Source organism: Bradyrhizobium sp. B039 (assembly GCF_038965675.1).
GTDB classification, from domain to species: domain Bacteria; phylum Pseudomonadota; class Alphaproteobacteria; order Rhizobiales; family Xanthobacteraceae; genus Bradyrhizobium; species Bradyrhizobium diazoefficiens.
The window spans coordinates 7,512,437-7,531,447 of the sequence record NZ_CP152416.1; the positions used below are offsets into that span (position 1 = coordinate 7,512,437).

General features: G+C 59.2%; 11 protein-coding genes and 5 pseudogenes. 4 read left to right on the forward strand and 12 right to left on the reverse strand.

Annotated features, from left to right (window positions below):
* Positions 1-159: 159 nt before the first annotated feature.
* Positions 160-1,224, reverse strand: a complete 1,065-nt coding sequence (locus AAFG50_RS35590) for an IS630-like element ISRj1 family transposase (protein WP_011084514.1) — start codon at positions 1,222-1,224, stop codon at positions 160-162.
* A gap of 51 nt (positions 1,225-1,275) precedes the next feature.
* On the opposite strand from AAFG50_RS35590, the gene AAFG50_RS35595 reads away from it, so the two are divergent.
* A complete protein-coding gene (locus tag AAFG50_RS35595; protein WP_049832623.1) occupies positions 1,276-3,216 on the forward strand; it encodes a RiPP maturation radical SAM C-methyltransferase in 1,941 nt (646 codons plus the stop codon).
* 313 nt (positions 3,217-3,529) lie between these two features.
* Here AAFG50_RS35595 and AAFG50_RS35600 read toward each other — a convergent pair whose 3' ends face one another.
* Positions 3,530-3,748 (reverse strand): hypothetical protein, encoded by a 219-nt coding sequence (locus AAFG50_RS35600; RefSeq protein ID WP_223153707.1) that lies wholly within the window; start codon positions 3,746-3,748, stop codon positions 3,530-3,532.
* A gap of 392 nt (positions 3,749-4,140) precedes the next feature.
* Between AAFG50_RS35600 and AAFG50_RS35605 the strand changes: the two are divergent.
* Positions 4,141-5,473, forward strand: a pseudogene (locus AAFG50_RS35605) (IS5-like element ISBj2_B family transposase).
* Positions 5,474-5,849: 376 nt separating this feature from the next.
* Here the strand turns inward: AAFG50_RS35605 and AAFG50_RS35610 are convergent.
* The 6 genes and pseudogenes from AAFG50_RS35610 to AAFG50_RS35635 all read right to left on the reverse strand — a co-directional run.
* A pseudogene (locus AAFG50_RS35610) lies at positions 5,850-6,020 on the reverse strand (IS3 family transposase); the annotation flags it as partial.
* Positions 6,021-6,085: 65 nt separating this feature from the next.
* Positions 6,086-6,385, reverse strand: coding sequence for a transposase (locus tag AAFG50_RS35615; RefSeq protein ID WP_011084772.1), 300 nt, complete (start codon positions 6,383-6,385; stop codon positions 6,086-6,088).
* A 205-nt stretch (positions 6,386-6,590) separates the two neighbouring features.
* A complete protein-coding gene (locus AAFG50_RS35620; RefSeq protein WP_011084771.1) occupies positions 6,591-8,909 on the reverse strand; it encodes a S9 family peptidase in 2,319 nt (772 codons plus the stop codon).
* Between the two features lie 776 nt (positions 8,910-9,685).
* Positions 9,686-10,266, reverse strand: a pseudogene (locus AAFG50_RS35625) (IS6 family transposase); the annotation flags it as partial.
* 427 nt (positions 10,267-10,693) lie between these two features.
* On the reverse strand, positions 10,694-10,834 hold the full coding sequence (locus AAFG50_RS35630; RefSeq protein ID WP_154694111.1) for a hypothetical protein: 141 nt from the start codon (positions 10,832-10,834) through the stop codon (positions 10,694-10,696).
* A gap of 116 nt (positions 10,835-10,950) precedes the next feature.
* Positions 10,951-11,121, reverse strand: coding sequence for a hypothetical protein (locus tag AAFG50_RS35635; protein ID WP_162130978.1), 171 nt, complete (start codon positions 11,119-11,121; stop codon positions 10,951-10,953).
* 75 nt (positions 11,122-11,196) lie between these two features.
* Here AAFG50_RS35635 and AAFG50_RS35640 point away from each other — a divergent pair.
* A pseudogene (locus tag AAFG50_RS35640) lies at positions 11,197-11,403 on the forward strand (IS256 family transposase); the annotation flags it as partial.
* Between the two features lie 695 nt (positions 11,404-12,098).
* Here AAFG50_RS35640 and AAFG50_RS35645 read toward each other — a convergent pair.
* Positions 12,099-12,836 carry a hypothetical protein gene (locus tag AAFG50_RS35645; RefSeq protein ID WP_014497847.1) on the reverse strand — a complete coding sequence of 246 codons (738 nt, stop codon included), beginning with the start codon at positions 12,834-12,836 and terminating at the stop codon, positions 12,099-12,101.
* A gap of 293 nt (positions 12,837-13,129) precedes the next feature.
* Between AAFG50_RS35645 and AAFG50_RS35650 the strand changes: the two are divergent.
* Positions 13,130-13,426: pseudogene (locus AAFG50_RS35650) on the forward strand (IS256 family transposase); the annotation flags it as partial.
* A gap of 276 nt (positions 13,427-13,702) precedes the next feature.
* Here the strand turns inward: AAFG50_RS35650 and ltrA are convergent.
* The 3 genes from ltrA to AAFG50_RS35665 form a co-directional block, all read right to left on the reverse strand.
* Positions 13,703-15,016: a group II intron reverse transcriptase/maturase gene (ltrA, locus tag AAFG50_RS35655; RefSeq protein ID WP_074076608.1), complete on the reverse strand. Its 1,314-nt coding sequence runs from the start codon at positions 15,014-15,016 to the stop codon at positions 13,703-13,705.
* Between the two features lie 507 nt (positions 15,017-15,523).
* Entirely contained in the window at positions 15,524-15,715 is a 192-nt protein-coding gene (locus AAFG50_RS35660; protein ID WP_014497849.1) for a hypothetical protein, read from the reverse strand.
* Between the two features lie 17 nt (positions 15,716-15,732).
* Positions 15,733-18,099, reverse strand: coding sequence for an LPS-assembly protein LptD (locus AAFG50_RS35665; protein WP_223153708.1), 2,367 nt, complete (start codon positions 18,097-18,099; stop codon positions 15,733-15,735).
* Positions 18,100-19,011: the final 912 nt, after the last annotated feature.

Below are 19,011 nucleotides of genomic sequence, written 5' to 3' on the forward strand. Positions count from 1 at the left end.
TAGCGACTTCATGTTCACGGCTCCGGTCAGGAGTCGCGCAGAATTCACTTTGCCGTCCGGCGCATGAGACTATGGCATGGCGAACGCACCTGTGCGCACATCATGAATAACGTGGAATGATTATGAGTATCGCTGTGCCAATCGTCCTAGTACCCGGAATCAGAGCTGAGTGATACGGCGGCCTTTGAAACGGCGTTGACGGACCTTTTTCTTGGTCCAGACGAAGGGCTCGGCTCTGTCGTTGTATGCGTTGACGTAGGCATCGATGTGTTCCTGAAGCTGCTTGAGGCTCGTGAAGGAGGTGCCGCTGAGCGACTGCCCCTGCAAGATGGAAAACCATACTTCGACCTGATTGAGCCATGACGCACTTGTCGGCGTGAAATGAAATTGCACGTTGGGGTGGGCCTTGAGCCAGTCCTCGTTCTTTTTATGGGTGTTGAGGTTGTCGAGGATGACGTGAAGCTTGCGGTTCGGAAAAGTCGCGGTGACGCTGTTCATGAAATCGAGAAACTCGACGCGGCGCCGGCGTTTTGAATGGGTCGCGATGATCTTTCCGGTGGCGACTTCGAGCGCCGCAAACAATGTTGTGGTGCCATGCCGCTTGTAATCGTGGCTTTGGCCGGTTAAGGCGCGGCCATTGGGCAACTTCAGATAACCCTGCGCTCGCTCCAAAGCCTGGATCGAGGGCTTCTCGTCCACGCACAGCACAATGGCCTTCGCCGGCGGCGCGACATAGAGGCCGACAACATCGGCGGCTTTGGCCGTAAAGTTCGGGTCGTTGCTCTCGCACCAGGACTTGCGAGCCACCAGGTCAATCTTGTGGCTGCGCAGGAACCGCCAGACATATTGGACATCGACATCGCCCAGCGCCTCGGCCAGCAGGGGGCCGGTCCAGCGCGCAAACCCTTGCGGTGGCGGCTTATCCAGCAGCTTCAGAATCCGCTTGTCGGTCGTCTTCGTATAGATCGGCTGCTTGCCAGGCCGCGGCTTGTCTTGCAGCCCTTCAAGGCCATGGTCGGCATAGCGATGCCGCCAAAGGCTGACAATCCGCGGCTGGACCCCAACTTCCTTGGCGATCGACCGGGTGCTGCGCCCATCCGCCGCCAACAGAACTATCCGCGCCCGCTTCAAATCGCGCTGCAACGTCACCGGTGAGCGACAGCACGCCTCAAGCACCTTGCGATCTTTCCTCGAAAGGTGGACTTCTCTTGCTTCGGGTATCATCCCGACCTTGAATCACGACTCACGTTCCAAGAAAAGTGGGTACTAGTCAACATGCCTGTGTCGGCAGTCGAAAGGCCGTCACTGGCGCTTGGTCTGCTGAAATCAGCGCTGACCCAGGCTGGACTGCAATCCACCATAGCATATGCCAACATCTGGTTTCTAGAATACATAGGCATCGCCGACTATGGACCTCTTGAGAATTGCCCGCCAGAGGAGGCACTGGTTGATTGGCTGTTCGCGGGCATTGCTTTTCCCGGCTTCGAACCCGAACAAAACGCCTTCCTCGACCTCTATTTCGAGCGCAACCCGATACACGCAGGCAAAGGTATGGCCGAGCGTCGCGCGAATTTCCTTAGGCTGCGCTCGCTCATCGGCGGGTTTATCGACTGGACGGCTGACAAGATATTGGCGAAGCGGCCGGCTATGGTCGGGTGCAGCTCGACCTTCACCCAGCATGTCCCCTCGCTCGCGTTGCTGCGCCGGCTGAGCGAGCGCTCACTTGATCTTGTCACCCTCATGGGTGGAGCGAACTGCGAGTCGGTAATGGGGCGCAGCACTCACGCGCGTTTCCCATGGGTCGACTATGTCGTGTCGGGCGAGGCCGACGCACTGATCGGCCCGCTGTGTTGGGACATCCTAAATCGCGGCAGAGACATCCCGCCTGCTGACCTGCCATTTGGCGTTTTCGGCCCGACGCATCGCGAGGCCGGCTATCCCGCGGCGTCGACGCGCGACTTAGTGCCCCGCGCCGTGATCGAGAACATGCGTGACCTGCCGCTGCCGGATTTCTCGGACTATTTTGCGGAGGTTGAGGCGTCGCTCTACGCCGACCGCATCCATGCTGGGCTGCCGATGGAGTTCTCTCGCGGCTGCTGGTGGGGCGAGCGCAGTCATTGCCTGTTTTGCGGGCTGAACGGCGGATCGATGACCTACCGCCAGAAGCCCGCGGGGCAGGCCGCAGCGGAGATGATTGAGATGTCGGCGCGCTACGGCTCGTCGCGCATCGAAGCTGTAGACAATATTATGGCCATTGACTACCTTGAAAAGGCGCTCCCTCACCTCACCGCGCTACCCGAGAAGCTCGCGATCTTCTTTGAGGTCAAAGCCAACCTGAAGCGCCACGAAGTGGAAAAGCTGGCTGCCGCCGGCGTCCGCTGGATTCAACCGGGTATTGAGAGCCTGGATACTCGTGTTTTGAAGCTGATGCGCAAAGGAACGACCTCAGCGCACAATGTTCAGCTGTTGAAGTGGTGCCGTCAGTACGGCGTGCGGGTCAGTTGGAGTTTATTGTGGGGCTTTCCCGGCGAGTGTGATGCATGGTATGCGGAAATGGCCTCTTGGTTGCCGTTGCTGCATCATCTGCAGCCGGGACCTGCGGTACGCTTGCGATACCAGCGCTACAGCCCCTATCATTACACAGCTGAGAAACATGGACTGAAGCTGCTCCCGGCCGCCCCCTATCGCTACGTGTATCCGCTGTCGGAGCGCGATCTCTCGGAACAGGTATACTACTTCGAAGACAGCGAAGACCACGATGTCGGCGGCCATTTCACACCGCGCGACGAAAACCGCCCGGGGCTAAATGCCGTCGCCAAGGGCATCGATGCCTGGCTGAAAGCCTGGAGGGGGCCGACTTTCTCTATGCTGTCGATGCAGGACAACGGCGACGAAATCATAGTCGAGGACACGCGAGCCATAGCAATCGAGCGCGAACACCGCGTCAGAGGCCTCGAGCGAGAAATTCTTCTGGCCGCGGACGAAGGCTCGCCTGAAACTCGCCTGTGCGATCGGCCGGGCGCGGCGAATGTAATGCAGGGCGAGATTGATGAGGCGATAGCTAACATGATCGCCCGCAAACTGATCGTACGGCTTGACGCGCGGCTGGTTGGGCTCGCGTTATGGCATCCATATACGCCAATCCTTCCCCTGACTGCGTTCCCTGGTGGCTATCTCGACCGACGCTCCACGCCAGTGGCCCTCCCGCGCGAATAAGGAAAACTGCGGTGTGCACTTCGCAGGGCCACACCCCTCGCCTGTCTCCTTTGCTTGGCGCTCGCGCCAGCCTTGTCATTTTTTTCGCCCGCGTCGTTGAGCACAATCAACGGCGTCGAGCCCAAAGCTCCAACATATATGGTTTGAGATATTTGGCCGAAGCGGCGGCGATAATCGCGCCAACCCTAGTGGAGCCGATGAAGTTTATGCGGCGTTCGTTCCGCATTAGATAGCTTAAATATGCGCTACGAACTGCATCGCTCGATTTTCGTAGACTACTTCATCGGGCGAAAAGGAGAAACCGCATCGAACTTCAACTGTTTGACACAGGTTGCAGCTGCCAAAGCGTCGTGTAGTTTATCGGTTCGATCATCGGCTGTAATCGATCCAACTGCTTCGCCGCGTCCAGATCGACACATAGACTTACATTCGTGAGCGACGATGTCGTCACGACTGCACCATCATAAAATGCAGGCAACCCGCGCATCGTTTCGATGCCGGGGCGAATCCCCTTATCGTCCTCGATCATCATTTGCCGCATTTCCAAATTTATCCGGCGGACATCGAAGAATAGAGCCCCTCACGATTCACTGCATCTCCCTTAAGCTGTAAAACGATATGATGAACCGGTCCACGATTGCTATGCCGACGCGTAGGGTCAGGGCCTCGCTCGGCCGCGAAGCTTCTCGTCGGGCTGGTCAACGCTGGATTTGGAGTGCCTGTCAGGTTCCATGGCTCGATTGTTCTGATCCTCACCAGTTGTCCGTGAACAAGCCTCCAAGCACTTGATTGAGAGTCTGTTTTCCGGTTGCGGCGGCATTTGAGATTGCAGGGGATTGGGGCTTCACAGCAAAAACCTGCAATTTCGATTTTGGATTTCCCTGCCGCTGCGAACCGTGATTCTGTGCTGCATCGGAGGGACCGATGCGACCAAAGAAGCACAGGACGACAGGCTCGAACGATCTGTTCCGGTCCCGGCTGGACCAGATCATCAACATGCGACACGAGCTGGTTCTGCTCGCCGGCAGGGTCGATTGGGACTGGATCGACGGCGAGATCGCGCCGCTCTACAGCGACAACGGCAGGCCGGGTATCGCGACCCGCTTCATGATCGGATTGCTGCTGCTCAAGCACATCTACGAGGGGGTGTGCGAGCGCTGGGTCCACGATCCGTACTTCCAGTTCTTCACCGGCGAAGAGTTTTTCCAGCACGTTTTCCCGCATGAGCGCTCAGACCTGAGCCACTGGCGCAAGCGGCTCGGCGACAAGCTGGAGCGGTTGTTGGCCGAGAGCCTTCGCGTGGCGCACGCGAGCGGTGCGTTGCGCAGCCAGGACCTCAAGCGGGTCACGGTCGACACGACCGTCCAACCGAAGGCCATCAGCTTCCCGACCGACGCCAAGCTGCTGCATGCAGCGATCCGCGGGTTGAACCGCCTGGCGAGGAAGCACGGGGTCAGGCTCCGGCAATCCTATGTTCGCGTGGCCAAAAGCGCGGCGATGATGGCGGGCCGCTACGCTCATGCCAAACAATTCAACCGGCATCAGCGACAGCTGCGCATCCTGCGCAGCCGGCTGGGCCGGATCATCCGCGACATTCGCCGCAAGACCGAGGGCCAGGCCGCATTGGAGGGGGCATTCGCCCTGCCGCTGAGCCGAGCCACCCAGATCGGCTCGCAGCAGCAGCGCCAGCGCGGCTGGAAGTTGTATTCCTTCCATGCTCCGGAGGTCGAGTGCATCGGCAAGGGCAAGGCCGCCGCCCTATGAGTTCGGCGTGAAGGCCTCCATCGTCACCAACAACCAAAGAGCTCCGGGCGGCTTGTTCGTGCTCCACGCCTGCTCGCTGCCGGACAACCCCTACGACGGTCACACCCTTCGCAACGTCATCGAGCGCACCGAGAGCCTCACCGGCTGCCCGATCGAACGGGCCTATGTCGACAAGGGATATCGCGGCCACGACACACAAAATCCCCGCCGCGTCTTCATCTCGGGCCAGAAGCGCGGCGTCTTCGGCGTCATCAAGCGCGAGCTACGCCGCCGTTCCGCCATCGAGCCCATCATCGGACACATGAAGAACGAAGGTCACCTTGGCCGCTGCTATCTCAAAGGCCGCGCCGGAGATGCCGCTAACGTTCTCCTCTCGGCCGTTGGCCACAACCTCCGCCGTGTCCTGGCTTGGCTCAGAGACCTTTTGTCCCTCTTCCTGCTCTCACTCTGGCCAACGCTCAACTGTCCAGTTCAGCCCAATTCGGCTTATTAACGATCGACTCACCACGCTCATTGGAGAACGTAGAGGTTTCTCAACCTCCGAGCTAAGCTCGGATCCTCCGCGCGAGCTACGGAGGGTTCAGTTCGAGAAGCTGATTGACGCGCTCGAAAACAACAGCCCGGCGAAATCGACACTCACCTTTGCAATTTACCGGCCGAGCCAAGAGCCGCTTCGAAGGCATTGCGTTGGTCAAGTGTCCAGAGATCTCAGAATGGGGCGCTAGCTTCCGAGAAGCTGACGAGCCTCGGCCCAATGCTTGGTTCGATGTTGAGAACGCCGTCGAGTTTTAACCGGCAGGGGTGCTAGCGGCAGCAACAGCTGAACGGTGAATGTCCCGTATGATCTTCCCCCAAAAAATTAGACGGGTTTAGGCGACGTTTAGCTCCATCTCGATCGGGGCGATATATCCCACGGCGGAATGGAGCCTTGTTCGGTTATAGAAGCCCTCGATGAAGGCGAAGATATCACGCTGGGCGTCGGCGCGGGTCTTGTAGTTGCGATGATGAACGAGTTCGGTCTTCAAGGTATGGAAGAAGCTATTGCGCCTCCAATAAGCTGACGGCCGCTGCCCTCCCGGCCGCAGAGAATAGCACAAGGCTGTTTCTAACCCGCGCAGCGTGCAACGGCTCTGGACAGTTTTTTAAAATGTCGCGCTCGTTCGGTCTCCTGGCGCAGCCGGGCGATCTCCGAAGCCTGGTCCGCCGACATCGGCGTCACCTGCGTGGTGGGGCGCCACCTCGCCGATGCCGGCTCCTGCCGGAGCTTGTCGACCCAGCGCCGCAGCACCGAGTCGCGCAGACCGAGCTCCTTGGCCACCGACGTGACCGTGCGACGGCTGGACACCACCAACTCGACGGCCTGGCGCTTGTACTCCTCGGTAAATGACCGACGTTGACGTTCCATTCGACACCTCCGGGCTCAATGAGCCTACTACAGGTGTCCACTCATTCGGAGGAGGTTCAGCGCCTGTCCCAAAACTCCCAAAGAGTCATAGATGACTGTGCTTTTGCTTACTAATGCTGAGAGACAAGCGAAATCGGAGGGCGCTCGTTCGAGTCGCCACGGCGTTGGACCTAAATGATGATAGCTCTTCGCGCAATCATGGCCCTTAATTGGGTTTCAGCAGCTCAATCGGTAGGGCGTTCCAGTTAGGTGGTATCTGCCCAAGAATATTGCGAACGAAGAAGTCCAGAAGCTTGAGCTCGCTATAATTGCCGGGCGCTCCGTGATCTGCACTGGGTACCACAAGCATGTCGAAGTATTTTCCTGCCTTGATGAGCCGATCAGCCATCTGGAAGGTAGAGGACGGATCGACATTGCGGTCCATTTCGCCGACAACGAGCATCAACTTACCCTGTAGTCTGTGGGCGTTGTCGATGGCGGAGGACAGCGAATATTCGATACCAACCGGCCAACCCATCCACTGTTCATTCCACCATATCTTGTCCATCCGGTTGTCGTAACAGCCGCTGTTAGCCACCGCCACCTTGTAAAAATCAGAATGGAAGAGCAGCGCGCTCACCGCGTTCTGCCCGCCGGCGGACCCGCCAAAAATGCCGACGTTCGAAATATCGTACCATGAATACTTCGCGCTCGCCGCCTTATGCCATAGAATCCGATCGGGAAAGCCGGCGTCCTTTAAATTCTTCCAGGCAATGTCGTGGAACGCGCGCGAGCGATTGTTCGTACCCATTCCATCGATCTGAACGACGATAAACCCCATTTGGGTGAGCGGCTCAACCAAGGCCGAGAACGACTTCGGAACGAAAGAACCCGTAGGGCCGGCATAGATGTTTTCCACCACCGGGTATCTCTTGTTTCGATCGAAGTTGAGGGGCTTGTGAATAACCCCCCATATATCGGTCTCGCCGTCCCGGCCCTTGGCATGGAAGCTGAGGGGCGGCTGCCAGCCGGAGGCGATGAGTTCCGAGATATCGGCGCTCTCAACCTGCATCAGCTCGGCATTATCACTGGCGCGATACAGCGCCAAGCGCGGCGGGACATCGATGCGTGACCACAGGTCGACATAGTAGCGGCCGTTAGGCGAAAACTCAATGTGATGGTTGGCCGGTTCAGGAGTGAGCGCGGTCAGTCCGTTCCCATCGAAGTCGACACGGTAAGCATGGACAAAATAGGGATCTTCCCCTTTGTCCCTCCCGCTCGCACCAAACCAAATCTGGCGCTTGACCGGATCGACGTAGTAGACCGCGCGAACCACCCAATCTCCTCTAGTGATCTGGTTTTTGAGCTCGCCGGTTCGGCCATCGAAGAGGTACAGATGCTCGTATCCATCGCGCTCGGACGCCCAGATGATCTCCTTTCCGTCCTCAACGTCGTAGCGGAAGAACTTTCCAGTTTTCTGCTGGTCCATCACCAGAGGCTGGTAATCGATGAAGGTAATGCTGCGCTCATCAATCAGAGAGCGCACCTTACCCGCAGCAGCTTCCACCTCGACAAGTCGATAGAGTTGGTGCCCGCGCTGATTATACTCGAAGGTGAACCCGCGACCATCCTTCCACCACTTGATCGGCGAAAGGTGGTAGGGATTTGGAAAGGAAGCATTGTCGATTTCAATCTTGCTCTGCATGATGATGTCAAACAGCACCGGCTGGAGCAGCGGCAAGGCATCACCCGGCTTCGGATACGTCATCGTCGAATATCTAGGTTGAAGCTCGTCCGTCGGGGACGATTCGATGTAGTGGATCTGACGTTTGTGGCCTGGACGGATGCGGTAAGCCGCGAGGTGACGCGAATCTGGAGACCATCTTAGCGTCGAGAAAGCATAGTAGTTGCCTTCCGATCCGTCCCAGGTCAAAGGGATGTCCTGCAAGCCGTCCTCGCTGCGCAGGAAGATATTGTATTTTGTAGTATAGGCCAACCATTTGCCGTCAGGGGATATGCTTGTGTTCTCCGGATCGTTCTCCGCGGGCGGAGTGGGGTCATAGCCCATCTGTTGATGGACGTCCGGGTGCATGGCATTGGCTGTGCAGCCATAGCTTACGAGGTCGCATGTCCACCGGGTGTTGTCGATGTTGAAGGTGATCATGCGAGCATCGTCGGCCAGCTCGAAACGGTCGAACGGCAGATTGTCGGCCTTATAGTTCTCGAGGCTTGCCCTGGCCAGCGCCGCCGCGAGGCGGGTATGATCAAAAGCCGGCTGCTTTCCGCCAGTGGCAGCATCGACCTGCATGAACTGGTGCTTGCCTTGAGTCGTCCGTCGGTAGACGAACGCTTCGCCCTCTGCGAGCCAGAACGGAACGTCGGGCATATTGACAGTGAGCTGGTTATATTGAGCGCCGATCGTTAGCGCTCGCTCGTAATCGGACGGCACCAGCAGCGGCTTTGCAATGTTGTCGGCCGGAGCCTGCGCGGCTGCCAATCCCTGCTGACCCAGCAGCGCAAGCATGAAAGCGCCGAGCTTGTACATGATCGTTCACTCGTCCTCGTTGTGTGGGGATAACGGAGGCTGGGGTTGACCTCACGAAATTGGCGCAGCTGCGTTCAGTGTCTCCTCCAAAGCCCAGCACTGACCCTTGCGCACAAAGCGTCCTAAACGTTGCACGCAAGTCTTGGGCCAGAATCAGGCTCCGATCTCCCAGACACCTGAGTGGGCGACTGGGCGGCACGGTCTAAAGCTGTGATCACCGCTCTGGCCCCCGGCCAGGGATGCAGGGGTATGGACGACGTCGCCATAGATAGATGGGCCTAGGGGTCACTGAAGATGTCCGGCATAGCCGCCACCGCCGTGCACGCCAATATAATTCCCGGTCCAGCTCCACAGTGTCGGATGAAACCTTCACCGCTGGATCGAGATCCGCCGAATTCGCGCCACCGCAAGCGGCAAGCGTAACTGCTGCCGCGCCCCGTATAAGAACTCCAGGTCGCATATCACCTCACGAACAACACATGTGCGCGCCATCCGCAACGACGTTCGATGTCGTGGCGTCGCTTCTACGCCCCTGGTGGTGAGCAGACTCCATGCCAGCGAAGCGATGCGCATTCCCGACGGCTTCCGATAGCTATGTCGCTTACGCGACAAGGCTAGCGATTGTTGAGGCAAGCCGTATGTCTGACCTCGAACACACCAGAACGTCCTGCCGTAGCGGCCGATCAGCTTTGCGGGCTGCATCTCGGTCTTCGTCGGCCATGATGCAAGAAGGCCAAGGAAGAACGTGTGGGCGACGCATGGATGGCATCGTCAACTTAATCGACCGCCGAGACGAAGGAGGCGATTTTCAAAGGTCCGAGATTCGGCGATAGCGCTTGTCGCGGAGATTTCGCGCCAAGTCGCAAAGGCTCGTTCGCGCGAAGCACGACGGAGGTCGGCGGCGACAGCTCCGAGATAGGGGATGCGGAAACGTTCGCGACCTGATCGTGAACTGACTAAAACCGTTGAGCCTGATGGGGCGCTTTGAAACGCTTCATGATCCGCTCGCGTCGCCGCGTCTGCCGATGAGAATTCTCGGCGCGATTGTTGAGAGTTTTGTGCGGGCGATGTCCGACGTGAAAGCCCATGCTCGCCCTCGCAGCGCCGTACGAACGGAGCTTGTCCGTGATCATCACGCGCAGCGGCGTGCCGGCGGATTCAAGCGCTTCTTCATGAGCCGCTGCGCAGCGCGCGAGTCTCTTCGGGGCTGGATCAAGACGTCGAGAACGAAGCCATTCTGGTCGACAGCGCGCCAGAGCCAATGTTGTTCGCCCGCGATCGAAATAACGACCTCGTCCAGATGCCATTTGTAACCGCGAGCGGAAGCGCGCTGGCGGATGCGATCGGAGAACGCCTTTGCCATGGTCGGTGTTGTAAATCTCCGGCGTGCCGTACGTCGCCGCGCCTCGTCCAGAGCCGCCACGCAGAACGAGACGTCCATCGTATTCGACAGCCGCCACGCCAGAACCGCACGGCTCGCTCAGTCGATGATGGCGACGAGATAGAGAAAGCCGCGGCCGATGGGCAGATACGTGATGTCGGCCGCCCACACCTGGTTCGGCCGGTCGATCGTTCATGTTGCGCAGCAGATCGGGACAGAGATCTTGTGGCCCGGCGCCGGCTTTGTCGTGTTCGGCTTCGGTCCCAGCGCGGCGATGCCCATCTTGCGCATCAACTGTTGCACGCGCTTGCGATTGACCGCAAGCCCCTCAGCCTCAGCATCGCGGTCATTCGCCGCGAGCCCAGGAATGGCCAGGCGGTGATCAGCTCGTCGATCCGCTGCATCAGGGCAAGGTCGTTGAATTGGCCGGCTGTAGCGGCCGGTAGACGCTAGAACGGGCGATGCCGAGCAACATGCATTGCCGACGGATCGACAGCGCCTGGTCGACGCGCTCGAGCATTCCTCGACGGTCCGGCGTGCTCATCTTCCGGACCTCCGCGCTAAAAACTCGCGCTCGACCGTCAGTTTGTCCGATCTTGGCGTGCAGCTTCTCGATCTCGCGTTCGCGCGTTTCCTTCGCTCTCGCGCCCGACACCCACGTCAAAAGCCGGGCCGCCTGGTCCAGCAGCTGCTTCTTCCAAGCATAGATCTGGTTCGGTGAACCTCATAGCGCTGGGCCAGATCGGCAGCCGTCGCCTGCTCCCGCACCGCTTCCAGTGCGATCTTTGCCTTCAACACCGCGTCGATCTTCCGTCGCGTCTTCTTCGTCATCATGCCCTCCGTCGATCAAACGGAGCGGCCCTTTTCCAACCTGGCCTCTCGTCCCAAAACCGGGGTCCATTTCAGGGCACCATTCGCCGGGTCACGCGCAACGTCAAACGCCGGCGGGATGCCGGTATGACCTTGCGATGGGTCGCGGCCGGCATGATCGAGGCCAACAAGGGTTTCCGATGATTGAAGGCGCATAAGAAATCGTCGGTTCTGCGTGCGGCCCTTCAAGCTCACCACGATCGCATGACGATCAAGCCCGTTGCCCACGTCACGAGCGCGGCGCTCAACAGCGATCGGGACATCTCCCGCTACCTTCGCTCACGAAAGGTCGCGCAGCGGGCATTGATCGTTCTCACCCAACTCGGCGAGGTGCGGAATGGCCCGTTTCAAGAACAGTGCCGAAAGTTCGGTGGTGATGCGAAAATCCAAAATTGCGTATTTCGCTCGCTATTTCTTTGAGCTTGTGAAAAACGGGCGCACTGCAAGGTAGGAGCGGCGGCACAGCTTTCGTCCGTTAGAATTGCTGGTCGTCCCACGACATGTTTCTCTCCTCGGGGGATTGCGAACGAAGATCGAGGGCGACTAGGCGAAGAGTCCACTTCTCGACGTCGCCCCCGCAACAAACCACCCAGCCCCCGACGGGCTGCCCACGCAGCGTGAGCATTGTGCGAATCGATTTTCGTCCGGTGCGATCAGCTCCACATGTTTGCTAGGGAGCTGTCGCATTGCCTGGCCGAAAATGTTCCTGAACTGAGTTGTTGCCTCACGTAATTTTCTCTCCACCGCTGGTAGCGCCAGATCCGTCACCTTTGATTGTTCTCGCAGCGGCTCCAAGGCGATCTTTGCCTTCAGCGCTGCTTCGATTTTCCGTCTCGTTCTTCTTCATGGTCTCCGTTTATCAAAACAAAACGGCATCCGCACCATCTGAGCCGCCGGTCCAAAATCCGAGGCCACTTCACCTCACCGACCGTGGGTACTCACCTCGATGTCAGGGTCCAATTATTGAAGTTGAAGTTCATCCCACCTGGAGAGGAGGTGATCTCAACGCCGTATTGGACGTTGCCGACGTTTATCTCCCCAAAGTACCCTTTAGACTTGATCCACTGCAGGACACTCTTGATATCCACCGTCCCACTGTTGGTCTTCGAAGTGCGCAGGAATGAGATGACCTTATGGTGATTTTCTCCTTGAAACACGTTCCAAGTCGCTCCGCCTACATCGACATTTGTGTAGATCGGTATCGCCGCCCCGGAAGAAGCGTACTTGTAAGAAATGGGCTTGACGTTGCCGCCACCATCGGGATTGCCGGTGTAATTCGTCCAGAGCATTATCTCATACTGATTTGAGCTATCCCAGATATCGTAGGCGACGTCCCAGGCGCCGCTAGTCGGAACTTCCTGATTGAAGTTCGAGATCAGAGTGTTGATCGAACTGAGCGGTTTGCCGACATTGAAACCCTCGTGGGGATAGCTCTTGATGCCACCAGTATCAGGCTGGTTCGACCACACCCCCCACTGGTTGACAGCACTCACCGAGATAGTCTGGGGTCCTGCGCCCCTGCCCCATACGTCGTTGTTCCAACTGTAGCCATCGATTGAAAAGCTCCCGTATTGAGCGCTCGAACTCCATATCGGAGCTTTTGCCGATATTGGCACAAGCGCAACACTGGCCGCACTCAGGGCCGCAAACACCTTTAGCTTTGACACGCTCGCCATTCTCAATCTCCAACCTGACCTTTGCCCGCTCGCCCCTCGCAAGAGTTGGGCCATTATGCGCAGAGCCAGACGTGCTATTTTTCTCGCGCTCCGGGTTGCGTTCCCGACAGGCTGGCGGATTTCAGACAGGGTCCCGCCGCAGGATTGGTTGGAATTGAAAGCGGCGTAGTCTCTGAGGTGATCAACCTCGAATCATCCGCCGTTTGGAGCGCCGGATCGGAGACCATGCCATGACCAGCAATGTCACAAAGATGCATTTCCCCGCCGTGTGAAAGAGAGACGGCTCCGCAGCTTTTCGAAATTGGTTCGATCCGGTTGAAACGGCGGTGCGGAAACCAACGCGGGAACTCATTAGAGGAATTGCTCCGCAGCGAGCTCGATGCGGCCCTTGCGCGGCCGCGCTACGGACGCGGCATGAAGGCCGGCCATGAGGGAACGCCCCGTTACGGGCATCGACACGGCAGCCAGCCGCGGTCGCTGACCGGTAGCTTCGGGTCGATTAAAATCGCGGTCCCGCGTGCGCGGCTTGACACCCGCGATGGGGGACGACCGAATGGAAGAGCCAATTGCTGCGGGCTTGCAAGGATCGCCTCAGCCCTGCCGAAGTAGACATCGACAGGAGTGAGGTTGTCGATGCTCTCATGATAGCGGACGTGATTGCAGTGTTCGACGAACCGGGACGAAGCGCATGGTATTGCGCGCGACAGCTTCGCTGATCGCCTCTGCGTCGGCAGCATCAGTCTTCCCGCGCTTGAGTAGAGTCGAGGAGAGGCGCGGTGATGCGCTTGTTGCGCGTTCCGTTTCCTCTCCCCGCTCATCAAACCGGACGTGCGGTTTTCCCGCATCCGGCTTTCCGACAGGTTTCGTCACAAGGCGCACGTCGGCGACACTTTGCGCACGCGGTTCAGCACAAGTACGCCAGGGTTCCCATAGATCTGATCAGAGAACCGTCTGACGCCACGTCCTGGCGTCTTATGTCGTCTGCGCAGAAAGGCGAGCACGCGGTCAAAGACGTGTCGATCAACGGCCTGATGAGCCGTAGCAAGCGAGCCATAGCTGAAGTAAGCGGACCAGCCGCGCAGAAGGCGGTTCAGTCGTGCTTGTACTTCGGGCCAAGCGCCCTTGTTGCCCGGCGTCAGCAGTTCGCTGACCTTCCTCTTGATCCGCAGCACGCTTTTCTTCGACGGAGCCGCGCCAAGATACCACCGCCCCCCATTGCGGAAGTGGCGGGGTCCGAGCGTGTACCCAAGGAAGTCAAAGCTTTCCAATCGGGCATTCTTCACCGAGGTTTTAGTCTCGTTGAGTGTCAGCCCAAGCTTGGTCATCACCGCTTTCGTCCACGTCAATGCGTCTTCCGCGTGGCCGCGGCTGAGAATGACGAAGTCGTCGGCATAGGAGATAATCTGGCCATGGAATGCTTCACACCGACCGCTGAGACGCCAATGCTTCAGGAACCGGTTCATGTAGATGACGGAGAGCAGCGGACTGATGACACCCCCCTGTGGCGTGCCACACTTGTTGCTCTTACCGCCGCTCATGCGCCGTTTCCCGTTGCTATCCCGCTCCTCGACCGGTACTCGCAGCCATAACTTAATCAGCCGCAGCACATTCCGGTCGACGATGCGTCGGGCCACCGATTTGAGGAGGTCCGAGTGCGGTATCGTGTCGAAGTATTTCGACAAATCGGCGTCAACAACATCTGTGTAGCCCCGGCACATAAGCCGGTGCACTTCCTTGACGGCATCGACCGCGTTGCGGCGCGGGCGATATCCATAAGCTCCGTCCTCAAAATCCGCCTCGAAGATCGGTTCCAGCACGATCTTTGCAGCAGCTTGGACGACCCGGTCCCGGATTGTTGGGATACCGAGCGGACGTTCGCCGCCGCCGGGCTTCGGGATCATCACCCGCCGCACCGGATCGGGCCGATAGGTCTTCGTGACGAGTTCATCGCGCAGGCCAGCCAACCATGCTTCGAGTCCCGACGCGTCGATCTGTTCGAAAGTTATTCCGTCCACTCCCGGCGCACCCGCGTTGGCGCGGGCCAGCTTGTAGGCATGGCTCAGAATGTCCTCGCGGCAGATCTTGTCGTACAGCACGTAGAAGCGGAAGGCAGGCTCCGCCTTCGCCTTACAATAAAGCTTTCTTTCTCTGAAGGCTCCTGATCTTATCGGGCGTTTCAAGGCTCATCGCCAATCTACCCTTTCCCTCGCCATCTTCAAAAGCGCACCTGAAGTCAGGGTCCTTTCCTCCGCCGGAATTACCCGGTTTCATCGGTACCTTTGACCCTGTCCGACTCCCGTCCGGTCCATCGACTACTCAATGCTGAAGGCGCGACCTTCGACCAAGACGGGTCTCCCCCGATTACCCGTACTACCTTTCCAACGTGCCGTGCCCATTACCCCGGTGAACCAGACAGGTGCGTGCGTCGATTGCTTCCCTGTCCGCACGGCCTTCCCCGCCATACGATCGGGTCGGCATTCACATCGTAACTTTCGAGGCGTGCTCAGGCTTCACTCACGTTACGGCCCGCTGGATTGCTCGGCCGCCTAAAGCGACCTTTGTCACGAGGCTTCGATCCGTCCGATTGCTCGTCCAAACCGCTCGTCAGCTACCAGATCAATCGACAACTCTCTGGGTGGATCCTTCCTCCACTGGTAATACGCGCCGTCGGGGCGGACCGAATGGCTTCACATATTGAGGTAGCAGCAGTTTGACGTCATGACCCAAAGCCGCGATCTCGCGCGCCCAAAACCGACATGGCTGAAGTGGAACAGTTCTGCGCGTTCGTCGAACTCGAGCTTTCCCAGCACAGCCGTGACCGCCTGCCCGCTATTGCGCGCCTCGGTCGTGGTGGTGACGTCCCCCGACGTGACCCGCATGCGCCGCTATCCGTGCCTCAGAAGCCGATTGCGATCGTCCCGAATGTTCGTAGACCTATACTTAGCATGTAGGTCTCATTCAAGACGGGGGGCACGCCGCCTACCGTATAATTGTAGGATTTCAGATAGTTCAATCCCAGCACCAAGCAATCGTCGACATAGCCGGCACCGACCACATACTGGTTGATCTCGTTGGCCTCGAGGTCCCAGCGCGCCGAGCCCGTGACCACCCAGTTGGTCGCGACCTTCAGCGAGCCGGTGGTGAGGATGCCTTCGCGGCGGGTCAGATAGCCGAGCTCCGGCTGTGCCGCGTAGTTGCCGTACATCACGCTGATCGACCAGCGATCGAAGTTGGCGCGGCCTTCGGCCTCGAAACGCTGGACGTTCCAGGTCTGCTCGTCCATGCGGGAGCGGACGCTGAAGGTGTAGGTGCGGTTGGGCGAGTAGTCGATACTCGCCACGTAGTCGGAGCGGGGCTTGTCGAGACCGGAATCGAGGCCCGTGTTGATGGAGTCCCGGACCGCGTAGGAGTTCATGCCGAACAGCTGGTAGGACTGGCCGAACAGCACCTTGGCCGCGCCGCCCTTGTCGAACTGCGTGGTGGCCTGCACGCCGACATTGGCGCGGCCGCCGCCCTCGACGCGGTCGTAACCGGAGAACTTGTCGACGCTGAACAGGTTCGACGTTTCGAATACAAAACTCTGCGCATCCTCGTTGGGAAACTTGCCGGCATAAGTCTCGTTCGGGCGGATGATGATCTGCGCGATCGGCTCGACGGTGGTCGAGCCCCAGGGCTGAACGTTGATGAAGGGATAGCGGTATTCGAGGCCGACCGTCGGCATCAGGCGGAATGCCTGGGTGTCGCCGACCGGTAGGTAGTTCGACACGCCCGGCTGGTTCGAGACCGAGGAGTTGATTGCATCGGCGCGCAGGCCGGCGAACGGCGTCCAGATCTGGCCGAGCGGGTCGGTGAAGGATTTGCGCCACTGCGCTTCCGCCGACAGGCGGGTATAGGTGCCGGGGAAGCCGCGCAGCAGGCACTGCGATGGCGTGCGCGCGAGCGGATCGGCCGACGCCGTCGTGCACAGGCTGTTGGTGTTGGCGAGCGTGGTGATCGGATCGAACACGGCGCTGTCACGCGACAGGTTGACGGAGTTGGTCTTGTAGCTGAACTCGCCGCCGAACACCGGATAGTTGAGCACGTTCGAGTAGTCGATCACGGGGTAGACGATCGGGACCTTGTCCTGGTTGCCCGAGAAGCTCCGCCAGTACATCGTGCGTGCGTCGAAGAAGCTGCGATTGCCGGCGCCGGTCAGATAGAGCTGCGAGACCGCGTCGGTCGGCAGGTTCAGGAACGAACCGAGCGGGTCACGGTACTGCGACAGGCGGTAGTCCGAGAAGAAATAGTAGTCGGACATCACGACGCCGTCCCAACCCCAGACCCATTTGTCGTTCAGCGCGAACTGACCCTTGGTCTCGACGGCGCCGCGCCACTGGCGGTCGCCGGGCTGCCCGGCGAAGGCGCCGCGATCGAGCTGGTCGATGCCGTAAGCACGGATCTGGTAGGCGCCGCCCATCAGGCGCTGGCGGAACTCCGCCTGGAACAGCACGCCCTGCCTGGAGGTGATGCGCGGGTTGAAGGTCACGTCCATATCGGGCGCGATCGCCCAGTAGAACGGGACCTCCACGCCGTAGCCGTAGCCCGTGTTCGAGGTGAAGCCCGGCATCAGGAAGCCGGACTTGCGCTTCACGGTCGGGTCGGGCGTCGAGAAGTAGGGCATGTAAGCGAGCGGCACGCCGAAGAACTCGAGCTGCGCCGTCTCGAAGTACAGCATCTTCTCCTGCTGGTCGTGGATGATGCGGGCACCCTTGACCTGCCAGAGCGGTGGCTTCTTCGGATCGTCCTTGCACGGAGCGCAGGCCGTGTAGACGCCGTTCTCGAACACGGTGTAGTTGCCGCTGGAACGGTCGGCGCGCGTTGCGGCCATCCGTGTCCGGTCGGCGGTATCGACCCGGAGCGAACCGACGAATCCGTCGCGATAGTCGTCGGACAGATCGATCGTCTCGGCATAGGTGATCTTGCCCTCGGCATCCGTCATGCGGATGTTGCCTTCGGCATGGAGCCGCTTGGTCTTCTGGTCGTAGGCGACCTTGTTAGCCTCGACGCTGGTGCCGTTGTAGAACAGCTGGACGTTACCGACCGCCGAGATCCGCGAATTATTGTAGTCGTAGACGACCTCGGTCGCCTGAACCAGCATCTGGTTGTCGTTGGCGGCCTTCGGCGGCTTCGGACGCGGCGGCTGCGTATTGTAGGAGACGTTCTGCGCCGATGCCTTTACGACGGGGCCGAAACCAGTCGCGATGACAACGGCTATGGCAAGCAAGCAGTCGCAGACTAGCGACGTGAAGAGCCACGGATCGTGCCCTGGCGCAACCGCAGTCAGTTTGTGACGATGCGCAGCCACAGCCACTAACCTTTCCGTCGGGTCAGCAAGGCCAACAATCTGATGAAGCGGCCAACGCAGACTGGCGGCCAGACCGAAGTCTCCAGTTGCATGAACTCACACTTACTTGACGTCCTGATACAACTAGCCACAACAGCGAGCAGGAAAATGGTGAACACGTTACCTTAAATTCTCGGCATCGAGCCGTGGCACTGGCTCCAGCCCTCTTGCGGTTGCGCAGAAACCCTCGGCAATCGACGCGAACCGCTACGCTGAAATCTCTTCAAGTCGGCCTCGCTTCGGCCCAGGGAATTCGTGCTGAAGGCGTCGCGCTGGAAGGTTTGCGGAAGCATGTGATGGCTGATCTGACGGGTTATCAGGTTCATCCGAACCGAACTATGCCTGGAAGCACAGCTACTGGAGCAAGCTGCGAGAGCCCAGGAGCAGCAGCAGCGCGATGGGCGGAGCGCGAAATGCCGATCGCGGAGAAACTCCGCGTCTCCGATAGGCGATCTTGGGCGGCAGCTTTTTCAGCAAAGGGATCAGGAACACGAGCAGTCCGCGCTCATTGGCCAAAGCTTTGACGAACTGTCGGTCCGCCGACCATGCCACTTGGTTCGCGTGGGTCGTTCCGATATCTGTCAGCTGCGACCTACTCCGAAGGATGCTGATCTGTTGTTGTTGCGGCGAATATGCCAGCTGCTTGCTAATCGGCCGTTTCACGCCCCCCGGCGCATGACGGCCATTATGCGGGCCGGGAGCCATGCGGTGAAGCGCGAGCGGGTGAAACCGTTGATGTGCAGAATGGGAAGGCTCAGGCCGAAGCCGCGAATAACGCAACCGTCGGGGCCA

Bases quoted from the DNA above. Each gene is read 5' to 3' on its own strand.
- AAFG50_RS35600 (WP_223153707.1), bottom strand. From the start codon at position 3,748: ATGATGATCGAGGACGATAAGGGGATTCGCCCCGGCATCGAAACGATG.
- AAFG50_RS35630 (WP_154694111.1), bottom strand. From the start codon at position 10,834: ATGAGCACGCCGGACCGTCGAGGAATGCTCGAGCGCGTCGACCAGGCG.
- AAFG50_RS35645 (WP_014497847.1), bottom strand. From the start codon at position 12,836: ATGGCGAGCGTGTCAAAGCTAAAGGTGTTTGCGGCCCTGAGTGCGGCC.
- AAFG50_RS35615 (WP_011084772.1), bottom strand. From the start codon at position 6,385: ATGGAACGTCAACGTCGGTCATTTACCGAGGAGTACAAGCGCCAGGCC.
- AAFG50_RS35620 (WP_011084771.1), bottom strand. From the start codon at position 8,909: ATGTACAAGCTCGGCGCTTTCATGCTTGCGCTGCTGGGTCAGCAGGGA.
- AAFG50_RS35590 (WP_011084514.1), bottom strand. From the start codon at position 1,224: ATGATACCCGAAGCAAGAGAAGTCCACCTTTCGAGGAAAGATCGCAAG.
- AAFG50_RS35595 (WP_049832623.1), top strand. From the start codon at position 1,276: ATGCCTGTGTCGGCAGTCGAAAGGCCGTCACTGGCGCTTGGTCTGCTG.
- AAFG50_RS35660 (WP_014497849.1), bottom strand. From the start codon at position 15,715: ATGCGGGTCACGTCGGGGGACGTCACCACCACGACCGAGGCGCGCAAT.
- AAFG50_RS35635 (WP_162130978.1), bottom strand. From the start codon at position 11,121: ATGACGAAGAAGACGCGACGGAAGATCGACGCGGTGTTGAAGGCAAAG.